At 67.1% G+C, this 21,927-nt stretch carries 19 protein-coding genes, 3 tRNA genes and 1 pseudogene; 7 read left to right on the top strand and 16 right to left on the bottom strand.

Annotated features, from left to right (window positions below; genetic code table 11):
• Positions 1-108: 108 nt before the first annotated feature.
• A pseudogene (locus AC5RWA_RS06240) lies at positions 109-1,919 on the top strand (glycoside hydrolase family 13 protein).
• A gap of 4 nt (positions 1,920-1,923) precedes the next feature.
• Here the strand turns inward: AC5RWA_RS06240 and AC5RWA_RS06235 are convergent.
• From AC5RWA_RS06235 to AC5RWA_RS06195, 9 genes are all read right to left on the bottom strand, one after another.
• Positions 1,924-2,535, bottom strand: coding sequence for a hypothetical protein (locus tag AC5RWA_RS06235; protein WP_494056952.1), 612 nt, complete (start codon positions 2,533-2,535; stop codon positions 1,924-1,926).
• A complete protein-coding gene (locus AC5RWA_RS06230) occupies positions 2,532-3,179 on the bottom strand; it encodes a hypothetical protein (RefSeq protein WP_494056951.1) in 648 nt (215 codons plus the stop codon). The genes AC5RWA_RS06235 and AC5RWA_RS06230 overlap by 4 nt, the downstream gene beginning before the upstream one ends.
• Entirely contained in the window at positions 3,176-3,556 is a 381-nt protein-coding gene (locus tag AC5RWA_RS06225; protein WP_494056950.1) for a hypothetical protein, read from the bottom strand. Before AC5RWA_RS06225 ends, AC5RWA_RS06230 begins: the two co-directional genes overlap by 4 nt.
• Entirely contained in the window at positions 3,553-3,744 is a 192-nt protein-coding gene (locus AC5RWA_RS06220; RefSeq protein ID WP_079598399.1) for a hypothetical protein, read from the bottom strand. Before AC5RWA_RS06220 ends, AC5RWA_RS06225 begins: the two co-directional genes overlap by 4 nt.
• Entirely contained in the window at positions 3,741-4,202 is a 462-nt protein-coding gene (locus AC5RWA_RS06215) for an Asp23/Gls24 family envelope stress response protein (protein WP_115526266.1), read from the bottom strand. Before AC5RWA_RS06215 ends, AC5RWA_RS06220 begins: the two co-directional genes overlap by 4 nt.
• A gap of 218 nt (positions 4,203-4,420) precedes the next feature.
• Positions 4,421-6,016, bottom strand: a complete 1,596-nt coding sequence (locus AC5RWA_RS06210) for a glycoside hydrolase family 68 protein (protein WP_275728645.1) — start codon at positions 6,014-6,016, stop codon at positions 4,421-4,423.
• Between the two features lie 712 nt (positions 6,017-6,728).
• Positions 6,729-6,804 (bottom strand) — tRNA-Phe (locus AC5RWA_RS06205).
• Between the two features lie 48 nt (positions 6,805-6,852).
• Positions 6,853-6,926: transfer RNA gene (locus AC5RWA_RS06200), tRNA-Asp, on the bottom strand.
• A 91-nt stretch (positions 6,927-7,017) separates the two neighbouring features.
• A tRNA-Glu gene (locus AC5RWA_RS06195) sits at positions 7,018-7,090 on the bottom strand.
• A 165-nt stretch (positions 7,091-7,255) separates the two neighbouring features.
• Between AC5RWA_RS06195 and AC5RWA_RS06190 the strand changes: the two genes are divergently transcribed.
• Positions 7,256-8,296, top strand: coding sequence for a PHP domain-containing protein (locus AC5RWA_RS06190; protein WP_494056949.1), 1,041 nt, complete (start codon positions 7,256-7,258; stop codon positions 8,294-8,296).
• A gap of 37 nt (positions 8,297-8,333) precedes the next feature.
• Here the strand turns inward: AC5RWA_RS06190 and AC5RWA_RS06185 are convergent, their stop codons facing one another.
• The gene (locus tag AC5RWA_RS06185; RefSeq protein ID WP_494056948.1) at positions 8,334-9,017 is read right to left on the bottom strand and encodes a DsbA family protein; all 684 of its coding nucleotides are present in this window, start codon (positions 9,015-9,017) and stop codon (positions 8,334-8,336) included.
• 126 nt (positions 9,018-9,143) lie between these two features.
• Here AC5RWA_RS06185 and AC5RWA_RS06180 point away from each other — a divergent pair, with 126 nt between their 5' ends.
• From AC5RWA_RS06180 to AC5RWA_RS06170, 3 genes are read left to right on the top strand one after another with little or no spacing between them, the layout of a single operon-like run.
• Positions 9,144-10,169 carry a DMT family transporter gene (locus AC5RWA_RS06180; RefSeq protein ID WP_494056947.1) on the top strand — a complete coding sequence of 342 codons (1,026 nt, stop codon included), beginning with the start codon at positions 9,144-9,146 and terminating at the stop codon, positions 10,167-10,169.
• A gap of 9 nt (positions 10,170-10,178) precedes the next feature.
• Entirely contained in the window at positions 10,179-10,607 is a 429-nt protein-coding gene (locus AC5RWA_RS06175) for a metallopeptidase family protein (RefSeq protein WP_494056946.1), read from the top strand.
• A 10-nt stretch (positions 10,608-10,617) separates the two neighbouring features.
• Entirely contained in the window at positions 10,618-11,538 is a 921-nt protein-coding gene (locus AC5RWA_RS06170) for a cation diffusion facilitator family transporter (RefSeq protein WP_079598393.1), read from the top strand.
• Between the two features lie 40 nt (positions 11,539-11,578).
• Here AC5RWA_RS06170 and AC5RWA_RS06165 read toward each other — a convergent pair whose 3' ends face one another.
• The 5 genes from AC5RWA_RS06165 to AC5RWA_RS06145 all read right to left on the bottom strand — a co-directional run bounded on the left by AC5RWA_RS06165 (position 11,579) and on the right by AC5RWA_RS06145 (position 18,648).
• Positions 11,579-12,376: an ABC transporter permease gene (locus AC5RWA_RS06165; protein WP_494056945.1), complete on the bottom strand. Its 798-nt coding sequence runs from the start codon at positions 12,374-12,376 to the stop codon at positions 11,579-11,581.
• 70 nt (positions 12,377-12,446) lie between these two features.
• Entirely contained in the window at positions 12,447-13,403 is a 957-nt protein-coding gene (locus AC5RWA_RS06160) for an ABC transporter ATP-binding protein (RefSeq protein WP_494056944.1), read from the bottom strand.
• 38 nt (positions 13,404-13,441) lie between these two features.
• Positions 13,442-14,704: a LolA family protein gene (locus tag AC5RWA_RS06155; protein ID WP_494056943.1), complete on the bottom strand. Its 1,263-nt coding sequence runs from the start codon at positions 14,702-14,704 to the stop codon at positions 13,442-13,444.
• A gap of 71 nt (positions 14,705-14,775) precedes the next feature.
• Positions 14,776-17,571: a PEP/pyruvate-binding domain-containing protein gene (locus AC5RWA_RS06150; protein WP_494056942.1), complete on the bottom strand. Its 2,796-nt coding sequence runs from the start codon at positions 17,569-17,571 to the stop codon at positions 14,776-14,778.
• 36 nt (positions 17,572-17,607) lie between these two features.
• Positions 17,608-18,648, bottom strand: coding sequence for a universal stress protein (locus AC5RWA_RS06145; protein ID WP_079598389.1), 1,041 nt, complete (start codon positions 18,646-18,648; stop codon positions 17,608-17,610).
• Positions 18,649-19,084: 436 nt separating this feature from the next.
• On the opposite strand from AC5RWA_RS06145, the gene AC5RWA_RS06140 reads away from it, so the two are divergent.
• Positions 19,085-19,711: an NAD(P)-binding protein gene (locus AC5RWA_RS06140; RefSeq protein ID WP_079598388.1), complete on the top strand. Its 627-nt coding sequence runs from the start codon at positions 19,085-19,087 to the stop codon at positions 19,709-19,711.
• Between the two features lie 22 nt (positions 19,712-19,733).
• Here the strand turns inward: AC5RWA_RS06140 and AC5RWA_RS06135 are convergent, their stop codons facing one another.
• Positions 19,734-20,363, bottom strand: coding sequence for a copper resistance CopC family protein (locus tag AC5RWA_RS06135; protein WP_494056941.1), 630 nt, complete (start codon positions 20,361-20,363; stop codon positions 19,734-19,736).
• Positions 20,364-20,473: 110 nt separating this feature from the next.
• Between AC5RWA_RS06135 and AC5RWA_RS06130 the strand changes: the two genes are divergently transcribed.
• Complete coding sequence (locus AC5RWA_RS06130) at positions 20,474-21,916, top strand: NCS2 family permease (RefSeq protein ID WP_079598386.1); 1,443 nt, start codon at positions 20,474-20,476, stop codon at positions 21,914-21,916.
• The last annotated feature ends 11 nt before the right edge of the window (positions 21,917-21,927 follow it).

The raw sequence follows: 21,927 nt of genomic DNA, 5'->3' as shown, positions 1-21,927 counted from the left end.
GTCGACAGTGCGCTTGTTTGGTGAGGTTGTTGTGGTGACCATCACACTAGTAATGTGACTGCGGGTAATGCAAGCGTTTACATCAAAAAGTTATCTGAGAGGAACCAAATGTCCAACCTGAGCGTTCCTGCCGCCGCCCCGGCCCGTTCCGAATGGTGGGCGGACGCTGTTGTCTACCAGATTTACCCCCGCTCCTTCGCCGATGGAAACGGCGACGGCATGGGCGATCTGCGCGGCATAGTGGCCCGCCTTCCCTACCTGGAGCGCCTGGGGGTAGACGCGATCTGGCTGTCCCCGTTCTACAAGTCGCCGCAGGCCGACGGCGGGTATGACGTCGCGGACTACCGCCAGGTGGACCCGCTGTTCGGCTCGCTGGCCGACTTCGACGCCATGTTGCAGGATGCTCACAGCAGGGGCATGAAAGTCATTGTGGACCTGGTTCCCAACCACACCTCCGATGAACACGTGTGGTTCCAGGAGGCCCTGGCTTCGCTGCCGGGGTCACCGGAACGGGAGCGCTACATCTTCCGCCCCGGCAGGGACGAGGTTCCCGGGTCAGGGGACGGCAACCGGGCACCGAACAACTGGCGGTCGATCTTCGGCGGGCCTGCCTGGAGCAGGGTCCCCGCCGCTGACGGCTCCCCCGGCGACTGGTACCTGCACCTGTTTGATACCAAGCAGCCGGACCTGAACTGGGAAAACCCGGAGGTACAGGAAGAGATGCGGTCGGTTCTCCGTTTCTGGCTGGACCGGGGCGTGGACGGCTTCAGGGTGGATGTAGCCCATGGCATGGTCAAGGAAAAAGGCCTGCCCGACTGGGACGGCGTGGCTGCCATGGTGGAAGGCACCGCCGGCACGCGCCCTGGTCCAACACCACCCGGCGACGCGCCCGGCGCCCATACCGACGCCGAAGAACCGCACCGTGCTGTGTCTCCGGTGTACCCGCCGTCGCCGTTTTTCGACCAGGACGGGGTGCACGAAATCTACCGTGACTGGCACCGGGTCCTGGCAGAGTACGGCAGCGACCGGATGATGTTGGCGGAAGCCTGGGTGGAGCCGGCGGAACGGCTGGCACTCTACGTCCGGCCCGACGAGATGCAGCAGGCATTCAATTTCGATTTCCTGCTGGCCGGCTGGGACGCTGAACGCCTGGCCGAGGCTGTGGAAGCCTCCCTTGCGGCCGCAGCGTCGGTCGGCGCGCCCTGCACCTGGGTCCTCAGCAACCATGACACCGTCCGCCATCCCACCCGTTTCGGGCTGTCCGATCCCACAATCTTTCCCAAGGGCATCGCGGCGGATGACGAGCAGCCGGATGCCGCCCTGGGACTGGCCCGTGCCCGCGCTGCCACGCTGGTTTCGCTGGCCTTGCCCGGCTCCGCCTACCTGTACCAGGGCGAGGAACTGGGCCTGCCGGAACACACCACGCTGCCGGCCGCCGCCCGGCAGAACCCCACTTTTTTCCGGACACGCGGTGCTGTGCTGAAACCGGGCGGGACGGCTGCCGGGTGCCGCTCCCCTGGTCCGGCGACCTGCCGGGCTACGGGTTCTCGGACCGGCACAACGGCAAGGCGGCGCAGCCGTGGCTCCCCCAACCCGAGAGCTTCGGGCCCCTGGCTGCCGACCGGCAGGACGGCGTGGAGGGCTCCACGCTTGAGCTTTACCGGGCCGCCCTTGCCTTCCGTTCCGCCCACAAACTTGGCCGGGGGACCGTGTCATGGGCTGACGTCCATGCGCCGGACAGCGGCCTGCTGGCCTTCCATAATGGGGACGTCCTGGTCCTCGCCAACATGGGATTCGCCTCCGCACCGGTTCCTGAGGGGTACGCCGTAGCCCTCTCCAGCGGGCCTGAACCCGCCGAAGAGTGGGCAGCGATGCGGGAGGTTCCCGTGGACTACGCCGTCTACCTTCTCAGGAAGTGACCTGTCAGCGGACCCGCTCGGCCCTGCCGAAGCGGGTCCGCGCACCGGCGCCGATATGAATGAGGACGGGCGTTTCCCTGCCTACGACGGTTTCGAGTGCAGCCAGCAGCCCGGAGATTTCGGCGGCCAACAGATGCGGCGCCACCCCCTGGCGCGGCAGGAGCCGTACCTTCAGGGCAGGGGTTCCTTTGACGTCGTAGGTGGTTACGGTGGCTCCGGCCAGGTCCGGGCGTCCGGCAAGGGCGTGCTTGAGGGCCTGCTCGGCCACTCCCCCGCCAATCCGCACGTCACCGGGAACCTCACCGGGATCGTACTCGGAGGCCAGAAGGTTGGACCGTCCTTTCCCCTGCTGGGCGATCCAGGCCACCATGAGCCCGATCAGCAGCAGCAGGACCAGCGCCACTATGATCCACAGCCAGCTTTGGGTCCGGCCCGGGAACCTGGTGGCGTTGAACATCTGGTTGATCCCGTTCCACACGCCCGGGGACCAGGAGTGCCACCACGCCGCGACTGCGGGCACGGTGGCCAGCAGCATCAGCAGGAGACCGATCGCCAGGAGCTTCAGGCCCAGGACGGTGAGCAGGATCCGGTTGAGGAGGGTTGGAGTGCTGTTCATGCGCCCACCACTCCTGACGGTGCCACGTTGACACGGGCGGCAGGTGACGGATCCAGCGCCATCTGGTCCAGCTCGTCCTGGATGGCGGCGAGTACTGTTCCCTCGTCGACGGGTACACCGGACGTGGGCCTGACGTTCACCAGGACCTGCCGTTGCGAGACCACCACCATGACCTGTTCGGGGGTGACGTTTGCCGCCAGCCTGGCGCGGCGGGCCAGCGACGAGGCGATGACTTCGTCGTCAACCACGACGGCGGGCCTTCCGGCGGCGTGGCCGGAGAGAAGGTGCCGGGCCCGCCGTCCGGGAAGTATCCCGTTGAGGAGAAAGACCAGGCCAACCATGGCAACCACGGCCCCGATGGCGCCAAGCAGAAGCGGGGTCATGCCGGCGGGCAACGCGACGATACGCTGCGCTGCCACCTGCGGTTCGATGAGCCAGGCCGGTTGGCCGATGGCGTGTACGGCGGCTTCCAGGAGGCCGTAGGCGGCAAACACCGTGACCAGGACGGCAGCGGCGATCGCAACAGCCGCCCGTGTTGAGTGGGTTTCGCGGTACACCACGCGGCGCATGTCAGGACGCCGTCCGTCGTCACGGCCCTCCGGACTCCGGGACCTGCGGTCCCCGGCCTCCACCCTGCTGCTCACTGGACGCGCCCTCCTTCACTGATCCTGGCGCCGCTGATCCGGATATCCACCCGGCTCAGTCGTGCACCGCTGAGGTCGGTGACAGTTTCCAGGATGCGGGCCTTGGCCCGGACGGTGCGGTCCCAGATGGAACCGCCAAAAACCTCCACCCGTGCCGGGTCCAGGGACACATCCTTTAAAGGCGGAATGCTAATGGGCGTGACGAGGGACAAAGCCAGCAGGCCGTCGTCGTCCGTCCAATCCGCCCGGACATCCTGGGCATCGACGCCCAGGGCATGGGCGGCCGCCGCTTTGGCGAGGCTTGTCAGTGCCTGCGTGCTGATCCGGTTGTGGCCGCTGCGCGCCTGCCCCCGCACAGCCGGCGCAGGCGTGCTCATGAGGATGAGCGCCGGCCGGTGATGGCGTCCAGGACGCCGCGCAGGTCCAGCTTCCCCTCGGCGGCGCGGCCCAGGAATGCCCCGATGGCCATAAAGAGCAGGGAGATCAGGAAGCCCCACAGCCCGAACTGGAGGGACATGAAGGCAACAAAGGCCCCCATCGCGATTCCTGCAACAGTGAGATTCACAGCAGCGCCTCCCTGTCGGCAGTGCCCGGTGTTGTCGGTTTAACAGGAGGCGGAACGAAGACGTCGGTGACTTCGACGTTCACCTCGATGACCTGCAGTCCCACCAGTTCCTCGACGGCCCGGTAAACGGCCGCGCGCACCTGATTTGCGAGGGCGTGCAGGGGCGTGCCGTAGCTGGCCACCAGGCTGATATCCACAGCTACCTGCGTTTCGCCCACCTCGGCATGGACCCCCGCAGCATGGTCCGTGCTGCTGCCTACGGCATCGCGGATGGCCCCCAGCGCGCGGGAGCCCGACCCCAGGGAGTGGACACCGGGGACGGCGCGGGCGGCGATACCGGCAACCTTGGCCACCGCCGTTTCGGAAATCACTGTCCGGCCCAGTCCCGGGACCGGGACGGGAACCGGCACGGCGGCACTGTGGCTGCCCTGGCCGGGTTGTGGGTTCTGGTATTCCATCAGGCACTCCCCCTTCTGTTGTTCCAACCCTATCCCCAGCCGGCGCTGATGTGCTGTTATGCCTGTCAGCCGGCCTTTTTGCCGCGCTCCCTGGCCGGCTGGCCGGCGCACCGCCAAGAGCCCAGGTTAAAAGAACCCAGGCGGGGAGGCCCCCAAGGACATCCCCGCCTGAGCGGTGCCGCTGGCTCAGCAGCGGCGGTTGCGGCTGGTGCCGCAGTCTATTTGTAGTGTCCTTCCCCGCCGACGCGGACGTTGGTGGGCAGGTAGCCGAACGGCCCAAGGCCGTTCTGGCCGAAGCTGCGGTCCACCTGGGACACACCATTACGGAAGTTGATCTTCACCGTGGGCGAGAGCGAGCCGCCCCGGACGCCGTTGACGTTGTCGATGAAGGACTGCACCAGGCCGCCGGGCTGCACGTAGTGCGAGTAGGCCTGGAACTGGCGACCGTTCTGGTTGGGCGTGGGTGCCTCCGGTGATTCGGACGGCAGGTTCAGGTCCGTCGGCGAGCCGAGCGCCAGGCCGCTGTTGTTCATTGGCTGGTAATCGGAACGGACGCCGTCGCCCACGAAGCCGTAGACGCCGTCGGGGCCGCGCATGCCCGCTGCATAGGTGAACTGGTGGCTGATGGTGAACAGGTAGTACTTGTTCTTGCCGCCTTCGTTCTGGATGAAGATCTGGGGACGCTCAGTCTGGTCGTTGACGCAGTTCGCCGAAAGGATGGGCGGCAGGAAGGACCACTTGGTGAGGTCCTTGTTGTCCGCCACTGCCAGGCCGACGTTGGCGGTCTGGTAGTAGGCCCCGCTGCTGTTGACCTCATCCACGGACTCGGCATTGGCGTCGCCGGGACGGTACCCAAGGTCTTCGGGCTTGCACTCGTATTCCCCGCGGGTTCCGCCGGTGTTGCCTTCGAAGACCATGAAGGTCTTGCCGGGGTGGGCCGGGTCGGCGAACGTGTAGGGGTCGCGGAAGGCGAAGCCCGGGTTCTGTTCCTTGGTCTGGTACATCGTGCCGTCCGGTTCCAGCAGCTTGGTGTGCTGGAAGCCGTCGAACGTCACGCCGTTCTCGTCGGCGTGGATCTTTCCCAGGGCCTTGGCGATGGCAGCATCAGGGGCAATGCCGCCGCCGCCTGCGTTCCGCTCGGCCACGTCGTAGAAGGTGGTGGCGGTGTAGAACACGTTGACCTGGTTGCCCTGCATGAGGCGGGTGGAACCGGACCATTCAGTGTTTCCGATGGACGCGCCGTCAGCGAAGACGTGTCCGCCGTAGTTCCACTTGTCCTTGGCCGGGTCGGCGTTGGTCTTGCGGAAGAAGTAGCCGATGCGGGCGTTCCAGTGCCGCTGGTCGAAGCCGTAGCCGGCGTGCCGGTCGGCGACCAGGGAGAAGACGACGTCCCAGCCCTTGTAGCTGATCTGGTTCGCGTTCTCGTCCGTCAGGGACCAGGTGTCCCAAACCCAGACGTCGTCATTCATGGCGGGGAAGTCCTCGGGGATCTCCGGCATGGTGACGTCGGGGCTCATGGAGTTTTCGCCGGCAGCCACGGTGGAGTCACTCTGCGCCATGATCTGCTTGGCATCCGCGCGGGTCCACTTGGAGGTGAAGTCCGACGCCGGGTCGTGGGCCTGCTGGGTGTGTTCCGTGGGGAGGGGGAAGCCAGGGGTGGGCGCGGGCATCTGCTCAACGGCCGGCGGGTCCGCGGGCTCGTTCGCCTGCGCCGATGGCACGGCCAGGAAGGCCGAGGCCGCTACGGCCGTCGCCAGTGCCGCGGCGGCGGGACGCCACCGCAGCGGCCGGCGGGTTTGGGGGTGCTTGTGCATTGTTGCTCTTCTCGCGGAGTTGTAGCTGTTCGTGGAAGACGGGCGGGTGCCCTGTTCCTCACACTCCGGAGTCCTCGATAACCCTGTTGGCGTCATCGAGGACGCCGTTGTATCGAGGGGAGGGACCTGGGTGCGGTCCCAATGCGGGCCCGCTATCTGGGGAGATCCCGGGCCGCTGTCCACGCTAGGCACGGTGCGGGGCCCGCTCCAAACCGTGTTGCAAGCTCCGGATTCCACGCCTGCCGGGTCGGGTGCAAGCGCTTACGCATTCCAAGGCGCGCGCGTGCCACAACGGTTTTGCAGGAGTCAAATGTTTCAAAGGTCAGTCAAATCTTTTTTGGGCTGGTCTGGACCGTGTGGTTCATGCCACGCGGGGTTCTGTGGGGCACTTCACAGGAGTTTGCTCCACGGAAATCCGCTACGCAGCGAAATACCCCCACATATGGACATCTCCCCCGGAAACGCCGGGGGGATTTGTCTGTGTAGGGGGGATTTAGCTGCCGTGCCGGTACCAGGGGTCCGGTTGCCAGCACCGGAAGGACGCAGCACCAGGCTCCTGCCCCTGCCTCGTTATTGGGAAGGCCGCACATGACACACCTGGGATTTACACACGTTTTGTCCTATAACCCTCGTTAGGAAGGTTGCTCATCCGATAAGAGGGGGTGCGTTAAATGAAGAAAAGCACCAGTTCCGAAGAACTGGTGCTTCCCAGTGGTGGCTCCGACCGGCGTCGATCCGGTGACCTTTCGATTTTCAGTCGAACGCTCTACCAACTGAGCTACAGAGCCTAGGTGACTAGTCACCATGACAGCCGGAATTACTTCCAACAATCAGAGCGACCCTGACGGGACTTGAACCCGCGACCTCCGCCGTGACAGGGCGGCGCGCTAACCAACTGCGCTACAGGGCCTTGCGTTTCTTGCATTTGCAGTATCTCTACTGCTTTTTTCAAGGCTTCCAGCCTACCAGACTTTTTTAGCCTGTTTGACCAGTTCCTTGCGTACCCCCAACGGGATTCGAACCCGTGCCGCCGCCGTGAAAGGGCGGTGTCCTAGGCCGCTAGACGATGGGGGCCAGAACCCGTTCGGAACAAAATAAAAGGCGTAAAGCGAGGCTTTCCGTCTTTGTCCTTTGCGTTTCTCCGAACTGGACTCTAAAACTATAGGGCCTAGTCCGGGATATTCCAAAATCGGCCTAAAACACCGTGCCTGAACAGGGAGAACAGGTGAAGATGGACTGATGGATGCCGTTGCAGCACTCAACGAGATTGCTTTCTGGCTGGAGCGCGGACGCGCCGCCACCTTCAAGGTCCAGGCCTTCCGCAAGGCCGCCGCGGCCATCAGCCCGCTGCCGCCGGAGGAAGTGGCGGAGCGTGCCCGCACCGGGCGGCTGAAATCCATGAAGGGCATCGGTGACCGGACCTACCAGGTCATCCAGCAGGCAGTGGGCGGCGGGGTCCCGGACTACCTGGCCGACCTCCGGGAGAAGGGCGCCCAACCCCTGGCAACCGGCGGCGCCGCGATCCGGAACGAACTGCGCGGGGACCTGCACAGCCACAGCGACTGGTCCGACGGCGGCTCCCCCATTGAGCTGATGGTGGCGGCCGCCGGGGTGCTGGGGCGGGAATACCTGGCGCTCACGGACCACTCACCGAACCTCACCATCGCCAACGGGCTCTCGCCGGAACGGCTCACCCGGCAGCTGGACGTGGTGGCGGAGATCAATGCCGACGGGCAGTCCGGCAGCGGGAACCCGGACAGCAGGGTGCGGCTGCTGACCGGCATTGAAGTGGACATCCTCGAGTCGGGCGAGCTGGACCAGGATCCCGGCCTGCTGGACCGCCTCGACATCGTGGTGGCCAGCGTCCATTCCAAGCTCCGGGCGGACCGGAAGACCATGACCCGGCGGATGCTCGGAGGCATCCAGGCACGGCACACCAATGTCCTGGGCCACTGCACGGGACGCCTGGTTGAGGGTTCGCGGGGAACCCGCCCGCCGTCCGAGTTCGACGCCAAGGAGGTCTTTGCCGCCTGCGCCGAATACAACGTGGCGGTGGAGATCAATTCCCGGCCGGAACGGCAGGACCCGCCGGATGCACTGATCCAGCTCGCGCTGGAAGCCGGGTGCCTGTTCTCGATCGACAGCGACGCCCACGCGCCGGGACAGCTGGACTTCCTGCAATACGGCGCGGAGCGGGCCGCACGGAACGAGGTCCCGGCGGAGCGCATCATCACCACCTGGCCGGTGGACCGTCTACTGGATTGGGCAGCGGCGACGTAACCTGCTTCCCAAGGTGACCGGGCGCTGAACAGGAACGCTACTTCGCCGCGTCAGCCAGCTTCTGCCGGAAGTCCGCCTGCGTGGACAGCGTCAGCTTTTCCCCGTTCAGGAAAAAGGTGGGGGTACCGCTCACGCCCAGCGCCTTGCCGTCGGCGATGTCGGCCAGGATCCGGTCCTCGGTCTTCTGGTCGGCCACCGCGGCGTCGAACAGGGCAAGATCCAGCCCCAGCTCCTGGGCATAAGTGCGGAACAACGGCGCCTGCGACTGCTGGCTCCCCGCCCACTGGGACTGCGTTTCAAACAGCCGGTTGGCCATCTGCTGGTACTGGCCCTGCTGCCCCGCGGCCTCGGCGGCCAGGGCAGCCTGCCCGGAATTCGGATGCATCGACAACGGGAAATGCCGGTGGACGAACGTGATCCGGTCTCCGAACTCCGCCTTGAGCTGCTCCACCACAGGATGGATGGAGCCGCAGGACGGGCACTCGAAGTCGAGGAACTCCACCAACTGGGCCTTCTCCACCGACGGCGTGGTAAGCCGGTGGCTGTCCGCCCGGACCAGCTGCTCCGAGCCGGGGGCCGGCGGGGCGGCCTGTTGCGGCTTCCCGGCTCCAAAGAAGGCATACCAGGCGACGCCGCCTGCCACGACGAGGGCCAGGACGATCCAGATGATTGTCCTGACGAGGCGTGCGGCATCACGGGGAGGAGCAGGGTTTGAGACCATAACCCGCATCCTAACCGAGGCCGGCAGCTGCCCTTGCGCAAGCGCCGTGGAACTTTGGCAGGAAGTTGACCAGACGTGGCCGATTTCCGCCAGCCTGCAGCTCCTGCGCCCGGATACATTGGCTTCATGCCGTCAACCACCCCCGCCAGCACATCCGTTCCCGCACCTGCCGGCCAGGCCGCCCCGCTGAAGGCGCTGGGCGTGGCAGCGATGGTGGTTACCGTGGTGCTGTGGGCATCCGCCTTTGTGGGAATCCGGGCCATCGGCCCGCACTTCTCCCCAGGCTCCCTGACGCTTGGCAGGCTGGCGATTGCCGCCGTCGTACTGTCCCTGCTGGTCCTGCCACAGCTCCTGAAGAGCCGGCACCTGCCCAGGGGCCGCGAGTGGTGGCCCATCCTTGCCTATGGCGTGATGTGGTTCGGCGGGTACAACGTGGCGCTGAACGCCGCCGAACATGTCCTGGACGCCGGCACCAGCGCTTTGCTGATCAACGTCAACCCCATCCTGGTGGCCATCATGGCCGGCATCTTCCTGAAGGAGGGCTTCCCCAGGTGGCTGCTGATCGGAAGCACCGTGGCGTTCGCCGGGGTTGCGCTGATCGCCGTGGGGTCCGGGCAGGGGACGGCGCCCGGGCTGGGATCCGTGCCGGCGTCCGGCGGAGGGGAAAGCACGACGGCGGAAATGGCGGGTGTGGCGCTTTGCCTCCTGGCCGCCGTACTCGCCGCGGTCAGCGTCATCATCCAGAAGCCCGTCCTGCGGAAGTTCCCCGCGGCGCAGGCCACCTGCTTCGGGATCCTGGTGGGCGCGGTCTGCTGCCTGCCCTTCGCAGGGCAACTGGCGGCCGAGGTGCAGGCCGCCCCGCCCGGGGCGATTGCCGGGCTGGTGTATCTGGGGATCTTCCCCACCGCCATCGCTTTTACCACGTGGGCCTACGCCCTCTCGCTCATCGACGCGGGCAAGCTCGCCGCCACCACCTACCTGGTGCCCGGCACCACGGTGCTGATTTCGTGGCTACTGCTGGGAGAAATTCCCACCGCCCTGGGCCTGGTGGGCGGCCTCATCTGCCTGGCGGGAGTCAGCCTCACCAGGCACCGTTCACGCCCGGGAAGCGGGCACAAGGCGCGGCTCCGGCAGGGGCACGTTCGGGACTAAAGTCGAGGTATGCCTGCCAGCCTCCCGCCCGGCCTCCCCATTGTTCCCGAGGGTCCCCACGAACCGCTCGGCTTCAGGATGTCCGCAGACGAGTTCGAAGCCGCGGTGTCAGATGCCCTGGACAGCATCCCGGACAAGCTGGCCCGTGCCATGGACAACGTGGCCGTGTTCATCGAGGACGACTACGTGCCGGGGCCGGGTGAGGACCCGGACACAGTCCTGCTGGGAGTTTATGAAGGCGTGCCCCTCACCGAACGGGACTCCTGGTGGGACGCCGGCTCACTGCCGGACCGGATCACCATCTTCCGCGAACCCATCCTGGAGATCTGTGCGTCCCGGGAGGACGTCATCCACGAAGTGGCGGTGACAGTGGTCCATGAAATCGCCCACCACTTCGGCATTTCGGATGACCGGCTGCATGAGCTGGGCTGGGGCTAGCCTTGTAGGCATGGGACACGACCACAGCCACACACACGGCATCACCGCCACCGGGCGGCACCGCAGACGGCTCGTGGCCGTCCTTGTGATCACGCTGTCCGTGGTGGTGGTCCAGGTTGCCGGTGCCATCCTGTCCGGTTCACTGTCCCTGCTTGCTGACGCCGGGCACATGCTGTCGGACGCGGCCGGGGTGACCATTGCCCTGCTGGCATCCTGGATTGCCGGCCGGCCCGCCAGCGACCAGCGCACCTACGGGTACCAGCGGGCCGAAGTCCTCGCTGCGCTGGCCAACGCGCTGATCCTGATCGTGATCTCCGTGGTCATCTTTTCGGAGGCAATCCGGCGGATCGGGTCCGCGCCGGAAGTGCAGACCGACATCATGCTGTTCGCGGCCATCCTCGGCGCCATCGCGAACATCGTGTCACTGCTGATCCTGCATGGCGCCCACCATGAAAGCCTGAACGTGCGCGGCGCCTACCTGGAGGTCCTGGGCGACCTGCTGGGTTCCTTCGCCGTCATCGCCGCTGCCGTGGTGATCATGCTGACCGGGTTCAACGCCGCGGATACCATCGCGTCCGTGGTGATCGCCCTGCTGATCCTGCCCCGGGCCTGGAGCCTGCTGCGCGACGTGGTGGATGTGCTGCTGGAAGCCAGCCCCAAGGGCGTGGAGGTGCAGATGATCCGCGAGCACATCCTGTCCGTGGACGGGGTCACCGACGTGCACGATATCCACATCTGGACCATCACGTCCGGCGTGCCGGTCTTTTCCGCCCATGTGGTGGTGGAGGACGGGGTGCTCAATGCCCGCGGCGCCGACCAGCTGCTGGACAAGCTCATCACCTGCCTGGGCTCGCATTTCGACACCGACCATTGCACCTTCCAGCTGGAACCTGCCAGCCATTCCGAGCACGAGGCGCACCAGCACGCCTAGTTCTTCAAAACGGCTGATGCGGCAAAACAGATGGTGCGGCTCAGCTCAGGACGTCCTTGGTGACCATCCGACCGTACGCGAGCGCCCCGAACACCGTGATGTAACCGGCCTGGAGCAGTGCGTTGCTGGCGAACGTGTCCCATAGAACGGGCTGGCGGAGCATATCGCCAAAGCCGAACCAGTAATGGCTGAACAGCCATGGGTGCAGCCACTCCAGTTGGGGCAGCTGGTCCAGGACCTGGGACACCACCGAGACCACCACGGTGGCGGCCATCGCGCCCACCGGGACGACGGTCAGGGTCGAGAGGAACAGCCCGATGGCGGACAGCCCTGCCAGGGACACGGCAAGGTAGGCGGCAATCAGGAGAATGCGGACGGCAGCTTCCGGCGGCTCGATCACGTCTCCGGACAGCAGTGTCACCGGCCCTACCGGAAATAGCGCCGCGCCGATGGCCGCACCGGCAACGGCCACGGTGAGGGGTGCCACCAGACAGAATGCGAGCGCCCCCGCGTACTTGACCAGCAACAGCCGCACCCGTCCGGCAGGTGCGACCAGCAGGTACCTCAGTGTTCCCAGGTTCGCCTCGCCCGCAATCGTGTCCCCGGCAACCACCCCCACCGTAAGCGGCAGGAACAACGGGACCGAAACCAGCATCGCGGTAAAGGCGACGAACAGGCCGTTCTGGCTGATCCGGTCAAGGAAAGCAGGGCCGCGGCCCGGCGGGACGGAGGAGGACACCCGCACCGCGACGGCCACCAGCACAGGTATGGCCGCGAGCGCCAGCAACAGCGCCCAGGTGCGGCGGCGCGCAAACAACACCCTCAGTTCAGACAGCATCAGCGAAAAGCCGGACCCGGGGGGCACCCTTGCCGGTCGCAAGGCCACTCCCGGGACGTCCGCCGGGACACTACTGGGCAACGTCGAACCCCTCCCCCGTCAAGGCAACAAAGCGGTCTTCCAGGCTTTCGCGTTCGACGGCGAATCCCCTGACCCGGGCCCCCGCCGCCACCAGGTGCGCCACAATGTCCTCCGGAAGGCGGCCGTCGGCACCACCTCCAGGGGAGGCCAGGTCAGCCAGGAGGATCTCGCCGTCGCCCTGGACGCCGCCTGCCTCCACTTCCAGGCCAAACCCGGCTAGGACCTGACGGGCTGCCCCGGCGTCCGGCGTCAGCAGCCTGATCCGGGCGCTGCCCGCCCTTCGCAGGTCGGCCAGGGGGCCCTGCGCCACCAACCTGCCGGCACTCATGATGGCGGCATGCGTGCACATCTGCTCCACCTCCGCCAACAGGTGGCTGGAGACAAAGACAGTGGCGCCGTCGTGGGCCAGTGACCGGACCAGGTTGCGTACTTCGCGGGTGCCCTGCGGGTCCAGCCCGTTGGTCGGCTCGTCCAGGACCAGCAGGTCCCGGTGGGACAGCAGGGCATTGGCGATGCCCAGCCGCTGCTTCATGCCCAGCGAGTAGGCGTGGACCTTTTTTCCTGCTGCATGCGACAACCCCACGCGTTCCAGCGCCCGGTCCACCCTGGCCTTGCGGGTGGACGGCACGGTGTGGCGGCCGGCGGCGTCCAGGCGGTGGAGGTTGGCCGCGCCGGACAGAAAGGGGTAGAACGCCGGCCCCTCCACCAGCGCGCCCACCCGGGGGAGCACGTCCTGGAACCGGCGCGGCATGTCCATCCCCAGCAGATTAACCGTTCCCGCCGACGCCGCCGCCAGGCCCAGCAGCATCCGGATAGTGGTGGTCTTGCCGGACCCGTTGGGGCCCAGGAAGCCGAACACGGAGCCGGGCGGCACGGCCAGATCCACGGCGTCCACCGCAACCTGCTGGCCGAAACGCTTCGTCAGGCCCTGCGTCTCAATGGCCAATCCGTCAGTCCCGGGGCGGGAGCTTCCGCCCGCAGGATTCACGGAACCGCCGACGCGGCTGCCTGCAGCCTGTCCGGCGGTACCATGCCCGCAAAGATGCGGCCGTCGTCGGTGATCAGAACGTTGAAGAGCGTGGTGGACAGCAGCCGCCCGCCCGGTACGACGACGGCGGCCTGGGACAGGAGCGGATCCTTCAGCAGGGTGTCGGCGGGACTGCCGCCCGCTGCCGCGGCAGGGATTTCCACCACAGTTTCCCACCCCTTCCCCGTCACTGTGAACGGGGCCCGATGCTGGTGGACACCGTCCGGGCGCTGGTGGATGGCACCCAGTTGGTCCGGGGTGATCATCATGCCAGGGTTGCGGATGCCGGGCGGCCACCCGGTGGCCGGAACCTGCAGTTCCTCCACGCTGCTGCCCGGTGGCGGGACGAAGGTGAAGAGCGAATCGTCCGGAGCTTCAAGGGAAAGGCTGGTGAACCCGGCCCGGAAGGACGGCGAGTCCGCACCGCGTGCGGTGACCTGGACGGACAGCGGCATTCCGGTTTCCCCGTCCACCGCGATGGCCACGTTGCCCACCAGGGTGGCGTCCGTGCGCGGCTCAAGTACCAGGTTGTAGGCCGCGCGTCCGGCCACTTCCACGTCGTCCCCAACCCGCACCGCGGTGGTGGGGTCCACCTTGGCCAGCAGGTGCTCGGCGAGTTCTTGGGGCGTGGCCGGCATGGCGCCGTCCGGTACAGACTGGTCCGGGGGCGGACTTCCCGGAAGTCCGGGATCAACAAGCGGCAGGTCGCGGGCGAATGCCGGCAGGGTCAGGTGCGCTGCGGAGTTGTCCCTGGAGGAGTAGAACCACAGGTCGCTGTCCCGGCGGATGATGTCGCGTTCAGCCAGCCGGTCCATGACCTGGATGCGGACCTTGGTTTTACCGTCCATGTAGACCCGTGCGGTGTGCTGTCCGGAGAGCAACTCGAACACCGAGGCTGCGCCGCCGGCAGATGCGGGTCCTGAGCTGGGCCCGGCTGGGGGCAGCTCCGGCAGGCCAAGGCTGGAGGACTGCTCGATGGTGCCCGAGAACGAGTGCGGTTTCTGCCCTCCGTCGTGCCCGCCCACCAGCGCCAGGACTTCAGCGGGAGTCTTGGCGGGCAGGGGATCACCGGCCCGCGCCGGAATAGTCCCCGCCAGGACGCCGGCGGCGATTACTGCAGGTGCTGCCACGGCAGGCACCCACCGCAGCCAGGCACGCCTGGTGCCGGGCGTACTCCGCCGGTTGAACCTGCCGCCGGAGCCCATGATGTCGGAGCCCATAGCTCAAGGGTACGCCTGCAACGGCGGGTAGACACGCGGGCCAATCCCCCACCTTCAGGGCTTCCGGAAGGTCACTCAGGCGCTACTGTGCCCGCCCCGCCGTCGACCGTTATTCTCTCACCGGTGGTGATCCTGGCCGTGGCATCCGGCACCCCCACCACGGCAGGAATGCCGTATTCACGCGCCACCACGGCACCATGGGAATTCGGACCGCCCATTTCCATCACCAGCCCGCCCGCCGTCAGGAACAGCGGCGTCCAGCCGGGGTCCGTGGACGGGGCAACCAGGATTTCGCCGGGTTCCAGGTGGGCGCCCACCGGGTCCAGGATGACCCGGGCGGCAGCGGTAACGGACCCGGCCGACGCAGGGCTTCCCGCCAGCGCGCCGGCAACGGTGCTTTCGGCCGCAGGCCGCAGCGCCTCGGGTTCCGTGCCGTCCGAAAGCAGCACCCGGGGAATGTGCCGCCGCCCGAGCTCCCGGGCGTACGCCTCGCGCCGTTCCGCCACAAGGTTCAGGATGTTTCCGGCTTCGGCTGTTGCGCCCGTGCCGCCAGTTTCGCCCGTGCCCGCCTGCCGGGTGACTGCCGTCCGGGCTTCGCCGAAGTCGAGGAAGAAGATGTCGTCCGGCTGCCCGAGGACGCCGGCCGCGGTGAGCGCGCTGCCCACGTGCACGAGTTGCCGGCGGACCTCGGCGAGGCCCAGCACCAGCTGGTACTTGGGCAGCTCCCTTAGCCCGGCGAACAGCCGCGCCCTGCGCAGGGCTCCGCGGACCAGCACGGCGTGGACGGCGCTGCGGGCCCTGGCCTGGGCGACGAGGCGTTCCACCTGCGCATCGGCAGCCTCTGCGGCCTTACTGAACTGGACGTCGGGGGCAAGCCCGGCATCCTCCAGGCGGAGATAGTTGGCCAGGACCCCAAGGATGTGGACAGGGTCATCGGACCAGCGGGGCATCCCGACGTCGATCTCGGCAACGGCGCGGTGCCCGTAACGGTCCAGGAACCTGGTGAGGCCGGCCTCCAGGCGTGGCGGCACGCGCCCGGCCAGGAACTCCCGGGCAAGGCGGGACGGGTCCTGGGTCAACAGGGCCGCGCTGGATTCGGCGTCGTCCCTGATGGCCGCGGCAAGGTGCCACAGCTCAAGGTCCATTTCGGTGGTCACGTTGTTGGGTAGGCCGCGGAGCACCGGCTGGAGTTCGTCCCACCGTCTCCCGCCCAGCAGTTTGCCTGCCACTGCCAGCATGGCGAATCCCAGCGCCGGCAACGGCAGGATGGCGGGAACGATCGCGAACAAGCGCGTCTGCAGGAGCCGTTCGGCGTGGTCGAGGCGTTCCCCGGGTCCGGCGTCACCCGGCAGGGCCAGCGCGGCGTCGAATTCGGCCGTGAACCTCTCCATCCGCCGGAGGGCAGCAGCAGGCCGGACCAGTCCGCGGAGGACCGATTCCGGAGCTTTGGCACGGGCCGCTGCGGGTACGACGTGGCGGAGCAGTCCCCAGGGGGTCCTGCGCGTCACGGAAAAGGCCGGATCGTCGAAAAGTTGCCGCAGGACGGTGGCGGAGCGGGCCTCCATGATGTCGAAGACGCGGGGCAGGATCTGCCGGCCCACCGTGCTCCGCAGTGGAGTGGTTGCATCGATGTAGATGCGCTGCCCGGCTTCGGCATACGGGGACGGTCCGCGCCTCGGGTCGGGAACCCGGAAGCCTGCCGCTCCGGCGATCGAGGAAGCGATGAGCCGCAGGGCGGCGCGTCCCATCGGCGTCAGGGGACGGGTCAGGCCCTGGGCAAGGCTGAAGCAGAGGTACGCCCTGGTGCCGCCGGCGTTGCCGTTGCCGTTGGCCTGGGTGGTTCCGTTGCGTGCAGGTACCGGATACAGCGTGGTGATGGGCCTTGACTGCGTCAGCCACAGGGCGCCGTTATGGTCGATGGCCCACTCGATGTCCTGCGGCGCACCGAAATACTGCTCTGCCTGCTGTCCCAGGCGGGCCAGTCCGGTCGCCTGGGCGTCGGAAAGGCAGGAAGAATCCGGCGCGGGTGGCAGGTCAACGGTCTCGGTCCCGCCGCCGGGAAGGGCCAGGACAGCCACCCGTTTGTCACCCAGTTTCCGCTCGACAACCCGGCCGGCAGCGGCGTCCACGACGTAATGGTCCGGATTGACCGCCCCCGAAACCACCGCTTCGCCCAGGCCCGGGCTGGCATCGATGACGGCGTGCCCCCTGCGTCCGGTCACAGGATTGGCAGTAAACAGGACCCCTGCCGCTTCCACGTCCACCATCTGCTGGACAACCACTGCCAGGGCGACGTCGTCAGGATCAATCCCGAGGCTGGCCCGGTAGGCGGTGGCCCGGTCCGTCCACAGCGAAGCCCAGCACTTCCGGACTGCTTCCAGGACGGGACCCGCGCCCACCACGTTGAGGTAGGTGTCCTGCTGCCCGGCAAAGCTCGCGAAGGGAAGGTCTTCCGCCGTGGCCGAGGACCTTACCGCCACGGGCACCTCCGGCCCAAGGCTGTTGTAGGCCTGTTCCACTGCGGCGGCTATGCCGGACGGAATGGGTGCCTCCTGGATGGCGCTGCGCGCAGCAGCGGCCAGGCCGGCAAGCGCATGCGGCTCAGGAGCACCACTTCCGGAGCCCGGCTTCAGGGCGGCATGGATCCCGGCGAGCGCCGGGAGCAGGTTGTGCGGGGCCCCGGTGATGTGCCGGTAGGCATCAGTGGTGAGGCAAAAGCCGTCCGGCACCGGCAGCCCGGCTGCCATCAGCTCGCCCAGGTTGGCGGCCTTGCCTCCCACGAGGGCGAGCATTCCACCATCAAGGGAGCGCAGGTTCCGGACCAGGCCGTCACCGGCGCTCTCCTCAGCCTCCTCCGGCCGTTGCATGTGCGTGCCTTCCCTGGTGGCCGGGTGCTTGCCGTCTTAGGCGGCGTCGCCGAGGATCGGCCCGAAGCGGGCGCGGTCGGCGAGGCGGGGGTCTTCGCGGTCCGGAACCACCATCACCGGGCCCTTGGCATGGTGGAGCACGCCGTCGGACGTTGACCCCAGGAGCATCCCGGTGAACCCGCCGCGGCCGCGGGTGCCCACCACCACAAGCTCAACGTGCCTGCTTTCCCCAACCAGCACGTCCACGGGCGAGCCGTCCCGCAATTCCGACTCCGCCGGAAGGCCGGGGTAATGGCTCCGCAGCCAGGACATACCGGCGTCCAGCGTTACCTGGATGTCCGCGAAGAGGGCCTTGCGGTCCATCGGAGCGGGAACCCAGGCCAGCGATCCGCTGTACTGGGGCACCGCGCACACCACACGCAACGCCGCGCCCAGCCGTTCAGCCTGGTCTGCAGCTTCCAGCACGGCAACCCGTGCCTGTTCCGAGCCGTCAACGCCCACCACCACCACGTTCTCCACGCGCTGGTGCCCCGCCTTGGCCTGTTCAGCCTTGATGCGCCGGTCCTCGGTTGTTTCGCCCAACCGGTCCGAACAGATCAGCGGCACCGTCACCGTGGGGCATTTGGCGTGCGCGGGCAGGGCGCTGCTTACCGAGCCAAGAAGCCGGCCCACGAAGCCGCCCCGGCCCCTGGTGCCGAACACCAGCAGTTCCGCGGTTTCGGACATTTCCAGCAATACTCCGGAGGCATCGCCGTTCTCCACGGAGGAGCTCACCTGGATGTCGTACCCGGCAACTTTTGCCAATGCTTGCTTCACGATGGCCTCTGCACCCTCGCGGATCACGGAGTCATCCACGGTGGCGTAGCCGCCGTCAAGGCCGGACGCAGCGAAGATGGGCACGGAGTATGCCGTGACGATGTGCAACGGACGACGCCGGCGCTGGGCCTCGCGTGCTGCCCACACCAGGGCGCACTGGCCATGGTCCGAACCATCAACGCCCACAACGATTCCATCGGGCGCGGCAGAAGTGCCACCACCGTCCCGTGCCGGGTCCGGATGCAACTCTCGTGCGCCCATGGGGCCGCCTCCTTGCGCTACTGCCTGATATTGCGGCTATTCTGCCAGAAGCCCGGCGTTCCCCAAGCACCCGGCCGGCAGCCGCAGCCGCCCGGGAAACAACGCGCCTCCACTTCTCACTATTCTCCGTCCGCTGTGCCATAGCAAGCCTGTTCAGGCCACGGAAGCGAGGTTATCCACAAGATTTCCACAGGCTCACGGCAGTGCCGCGGAAAGCGCGTTCACCTGCAGAAGAATGTTTGCGTTTTGGGCTATGCCTGACCCGGATTGTTCTGTAGTCTTCAGGACATTGTTGGTCCGGGACGCCTACTGCCACTTCTTGTCAGGGCTGCCCGCCAACGTGCTGCGGCCGGACTTTGGGGGATACGGAACGCGCGCCGGCGAGGACGCCGGCACCTGCCGAAACTTTCGAAGGAGGGAAACTGTAGTGTCAAGCATGCCTGGGAGTGCCGGGACCGAACAGACCACCACCGTGATCATTGGCACGGGGCTCTCCGGCCTGGCCGTTGCCGCCGAACTGCGCCGCCGCGGCATTGACTCCATCGTGGTGGACGGGCTCGACATACTGGGCGCGGCCCAGCCTGCCAACACAGCTTCACTGCAGCGCTGCGATGCAGCGGACTCCGCCACCCTCCGGGAACGGAACGAGATCCTCCGGCACCTGCGCAACTACGCCGCCAGCCACCACGTGGACGTGCGGAACACCACCCGCGCCGTCCAGCTGACCATGGTGGAGCCCGCCCCGGCTGACGCTGCCGGCCCACAGTGGGAAGTCCACACCCCCACCGGCATCCTGGTGGCAGACCACATCGTCCTCACCCGCTGCGCCCACAGCCAGCTCCGGCGGATGATCAATGACTTCGGGATCGCCGTCGGCCGCAACCTTGCCGCCGCCATGCGGGCCATCGGCATCTACCTGGTGGGCGTTGGCGAGCTCATCACGCCGTCACCCAAGGAAGTCCTCCGCCAGGCAAAGACCGTTGGCCAGGCCATCTCCGCCAAGGTCCACCCGGACAGCACCGCCTTCCCGCCGACGGGAAGCTTTGCAATCCTGCCCTGCTAGTGATCCTGCCCTGCCGGTACGGCTATTTCCCGTCCGGCTGCTCTTCGCCGCCGGCGGACAGGCGGCGCTTCGCCAGGATGGCCAGCACCGCGAGCAGGCCCACGGCCACCGCGGCGAAAATGACGATGCTCCATTGGAACGGCTCCCCGGAGTTTGCGGGTACGGACGGTTCCGCCGTAACGCCAGGCTCAGCGGTGCCCATCCCCGGAACTGTTGCGGCCGCCGTCGAACCCGTTGCCGGGGCCGTTGCCTGGCCCGTTCCCTCCGCGGCGCCGGCCGCGGTGAAGCCGAACGTGCCTTCGATGGGATGCGAATCGGAGCTGACCACCCGCCAGGACACCGTGTATTCACCGGCCGGGCCGCCCGCCCGGAGTTTCTGCGACGCGACGTTGTCCACGATCTCAACCGGCCCGTCGGCCCATTCGGCACCGGAGGCATCCTTGACCGAGAAGGAGGCGCCGATGCCGAGCGGTTTGTTGCCGAAGGTGACCGACACCTGCGCGGGCGGGCTGGGCACGGACGCGCCCTGGGCGGGGCTGCTGGACTCGGCGGCGTCGTGGGCAGCGGCCGGGCCGGCAAAGCCCAGCAGGGCTGCAGCAAAAACGAGGGACCCGAGCACGAGGCTCAGCATTTGGCGGCGGATGGAACGCATGCGGGACTGCTCCTTGTGTTGGCTTCCTTACAGACTAGGGGAATTTGCCGGCCCTCCCACCGTCACACCCATAGGATGCACGTATCCCCACAGACTTCCCCGGAGGACTAATGCTTAAGCAAGGCTCTGCCCTGGACCGGTATTTCAAGATCACCGAGCGCGGCTCCAACCTCTCCCGCGAGATCCGGGGCGGCTTCGCCACGTTCTTCGCCATGAGCTACATCGTGGTGCTGAACCCCCTGATCCTTTCCGGCCCGGACTCAAGCGGCAACACCCTCGGCTTTCCCGCGGTTGCGGCGGTCACGGCGTTCGTGGCGGGCATCCTCACCATCCTGATGGGCGCGTGGGCAAAGCATCCTTTCGCGCTGGCCACCGGCCTTGGCGTTAACGCCTTTGTTGCCGTCACCGTGGCCACCAACCCCGGACTGACGTGGCCGGACATGATGGGCCTGGTGGTCCTATCCGGCGTCACCATGCTGATCCTGGTCCTCACCGGGTTCCGGACGGCTGTCTTTAAGGCCGTGCCGGACGGGATCAAGACCGCCATCGTGGTGGGCATCGGCCTGTTCATCGCGCTGATCGGGCTCGTGAACGCCGGCTTTGTCCGGCGCATCCCCGACGTTGCCGGCACCACCGTTCCGGTGGGCCTGGGTTTCGACGGCAAGCTCCTGGGCTGGCCCACCGCCGTCTTTGTGTTCGGCCTGGTCCTGACCATCGCCCTGGTGGTGCGCAAGGTCAAAGGCGCCATCCTGATCGGCATCATCACCTCCACGGTCATCTCGGTGATCCTCGAACTCACCCTGCACATCGGACCCAGCGTGGTTCCCGGCAAGGAATTCAACCCGCAGGGCTGGTCCCTGGTGGCCCCCGCGTTCTCGGAATGGGCCGCACCTGACCTGTCCCTGATCGGCAAGGCAAACCCGTTCGGCGCCTTCGACAACCTGGGCTTCGTGGCCGCCACCCTGCTGGCCTTCGTCATCCTCCTCAGCATCTTCTTTGACGCGATGGGCACCATGGTGGGCCTGGCGAACGAGGCAGGAACCGTGGACGAGCACGGCAACATTCCCAACGTGGACCGGGTCCTCCAGGTGGACGCGCTGGGCGCGATCGTGGGCGGCGGCGCCTCCGTGTCCTCCAACCAGATTTACGTGGAAGCCGGCGCCGGCATCGGCGAAGGTGCACGCACCGGCATCGCCTCGATCGTGACCGGGCTGCTGTTCCTGGTGGCCATGTTCTTCACCCCGCTCATCAACCTGGTCCCGTTCGAAGCCGTCGCCCCCGCCCTTGTGGTGGTGGGCTTCATGATGGTGTCCCAGGTAGGCAAGATCGACTGGCAGGACTGGGGCATCGCCATCCCGGCCTTCCTCACCTTCACCCTCATGCCTTTCACCTACTCCATCGCCAACGGCCTGGGCGCCGGGTTCATCGCTTACGTGCTGATCCGCACTGTCCAGGGCAGGGTCAGGGACATCCATCCGCTGATGTGGGCCGTGGCAGGAGCCTTCCTGCTGTTCTTCGCGGTGGGTCCCATCGAGGCTGCCCTGGGGATGTAGCCCGTTCCCGG

The organism is Arthrobacter sp. 210 2 (assembly GCF_059093025.1).
Note: the sequence above shows the minus strand (reverse complement) of the source record. Positions and strands in the feature narration are given on the sequence as shown.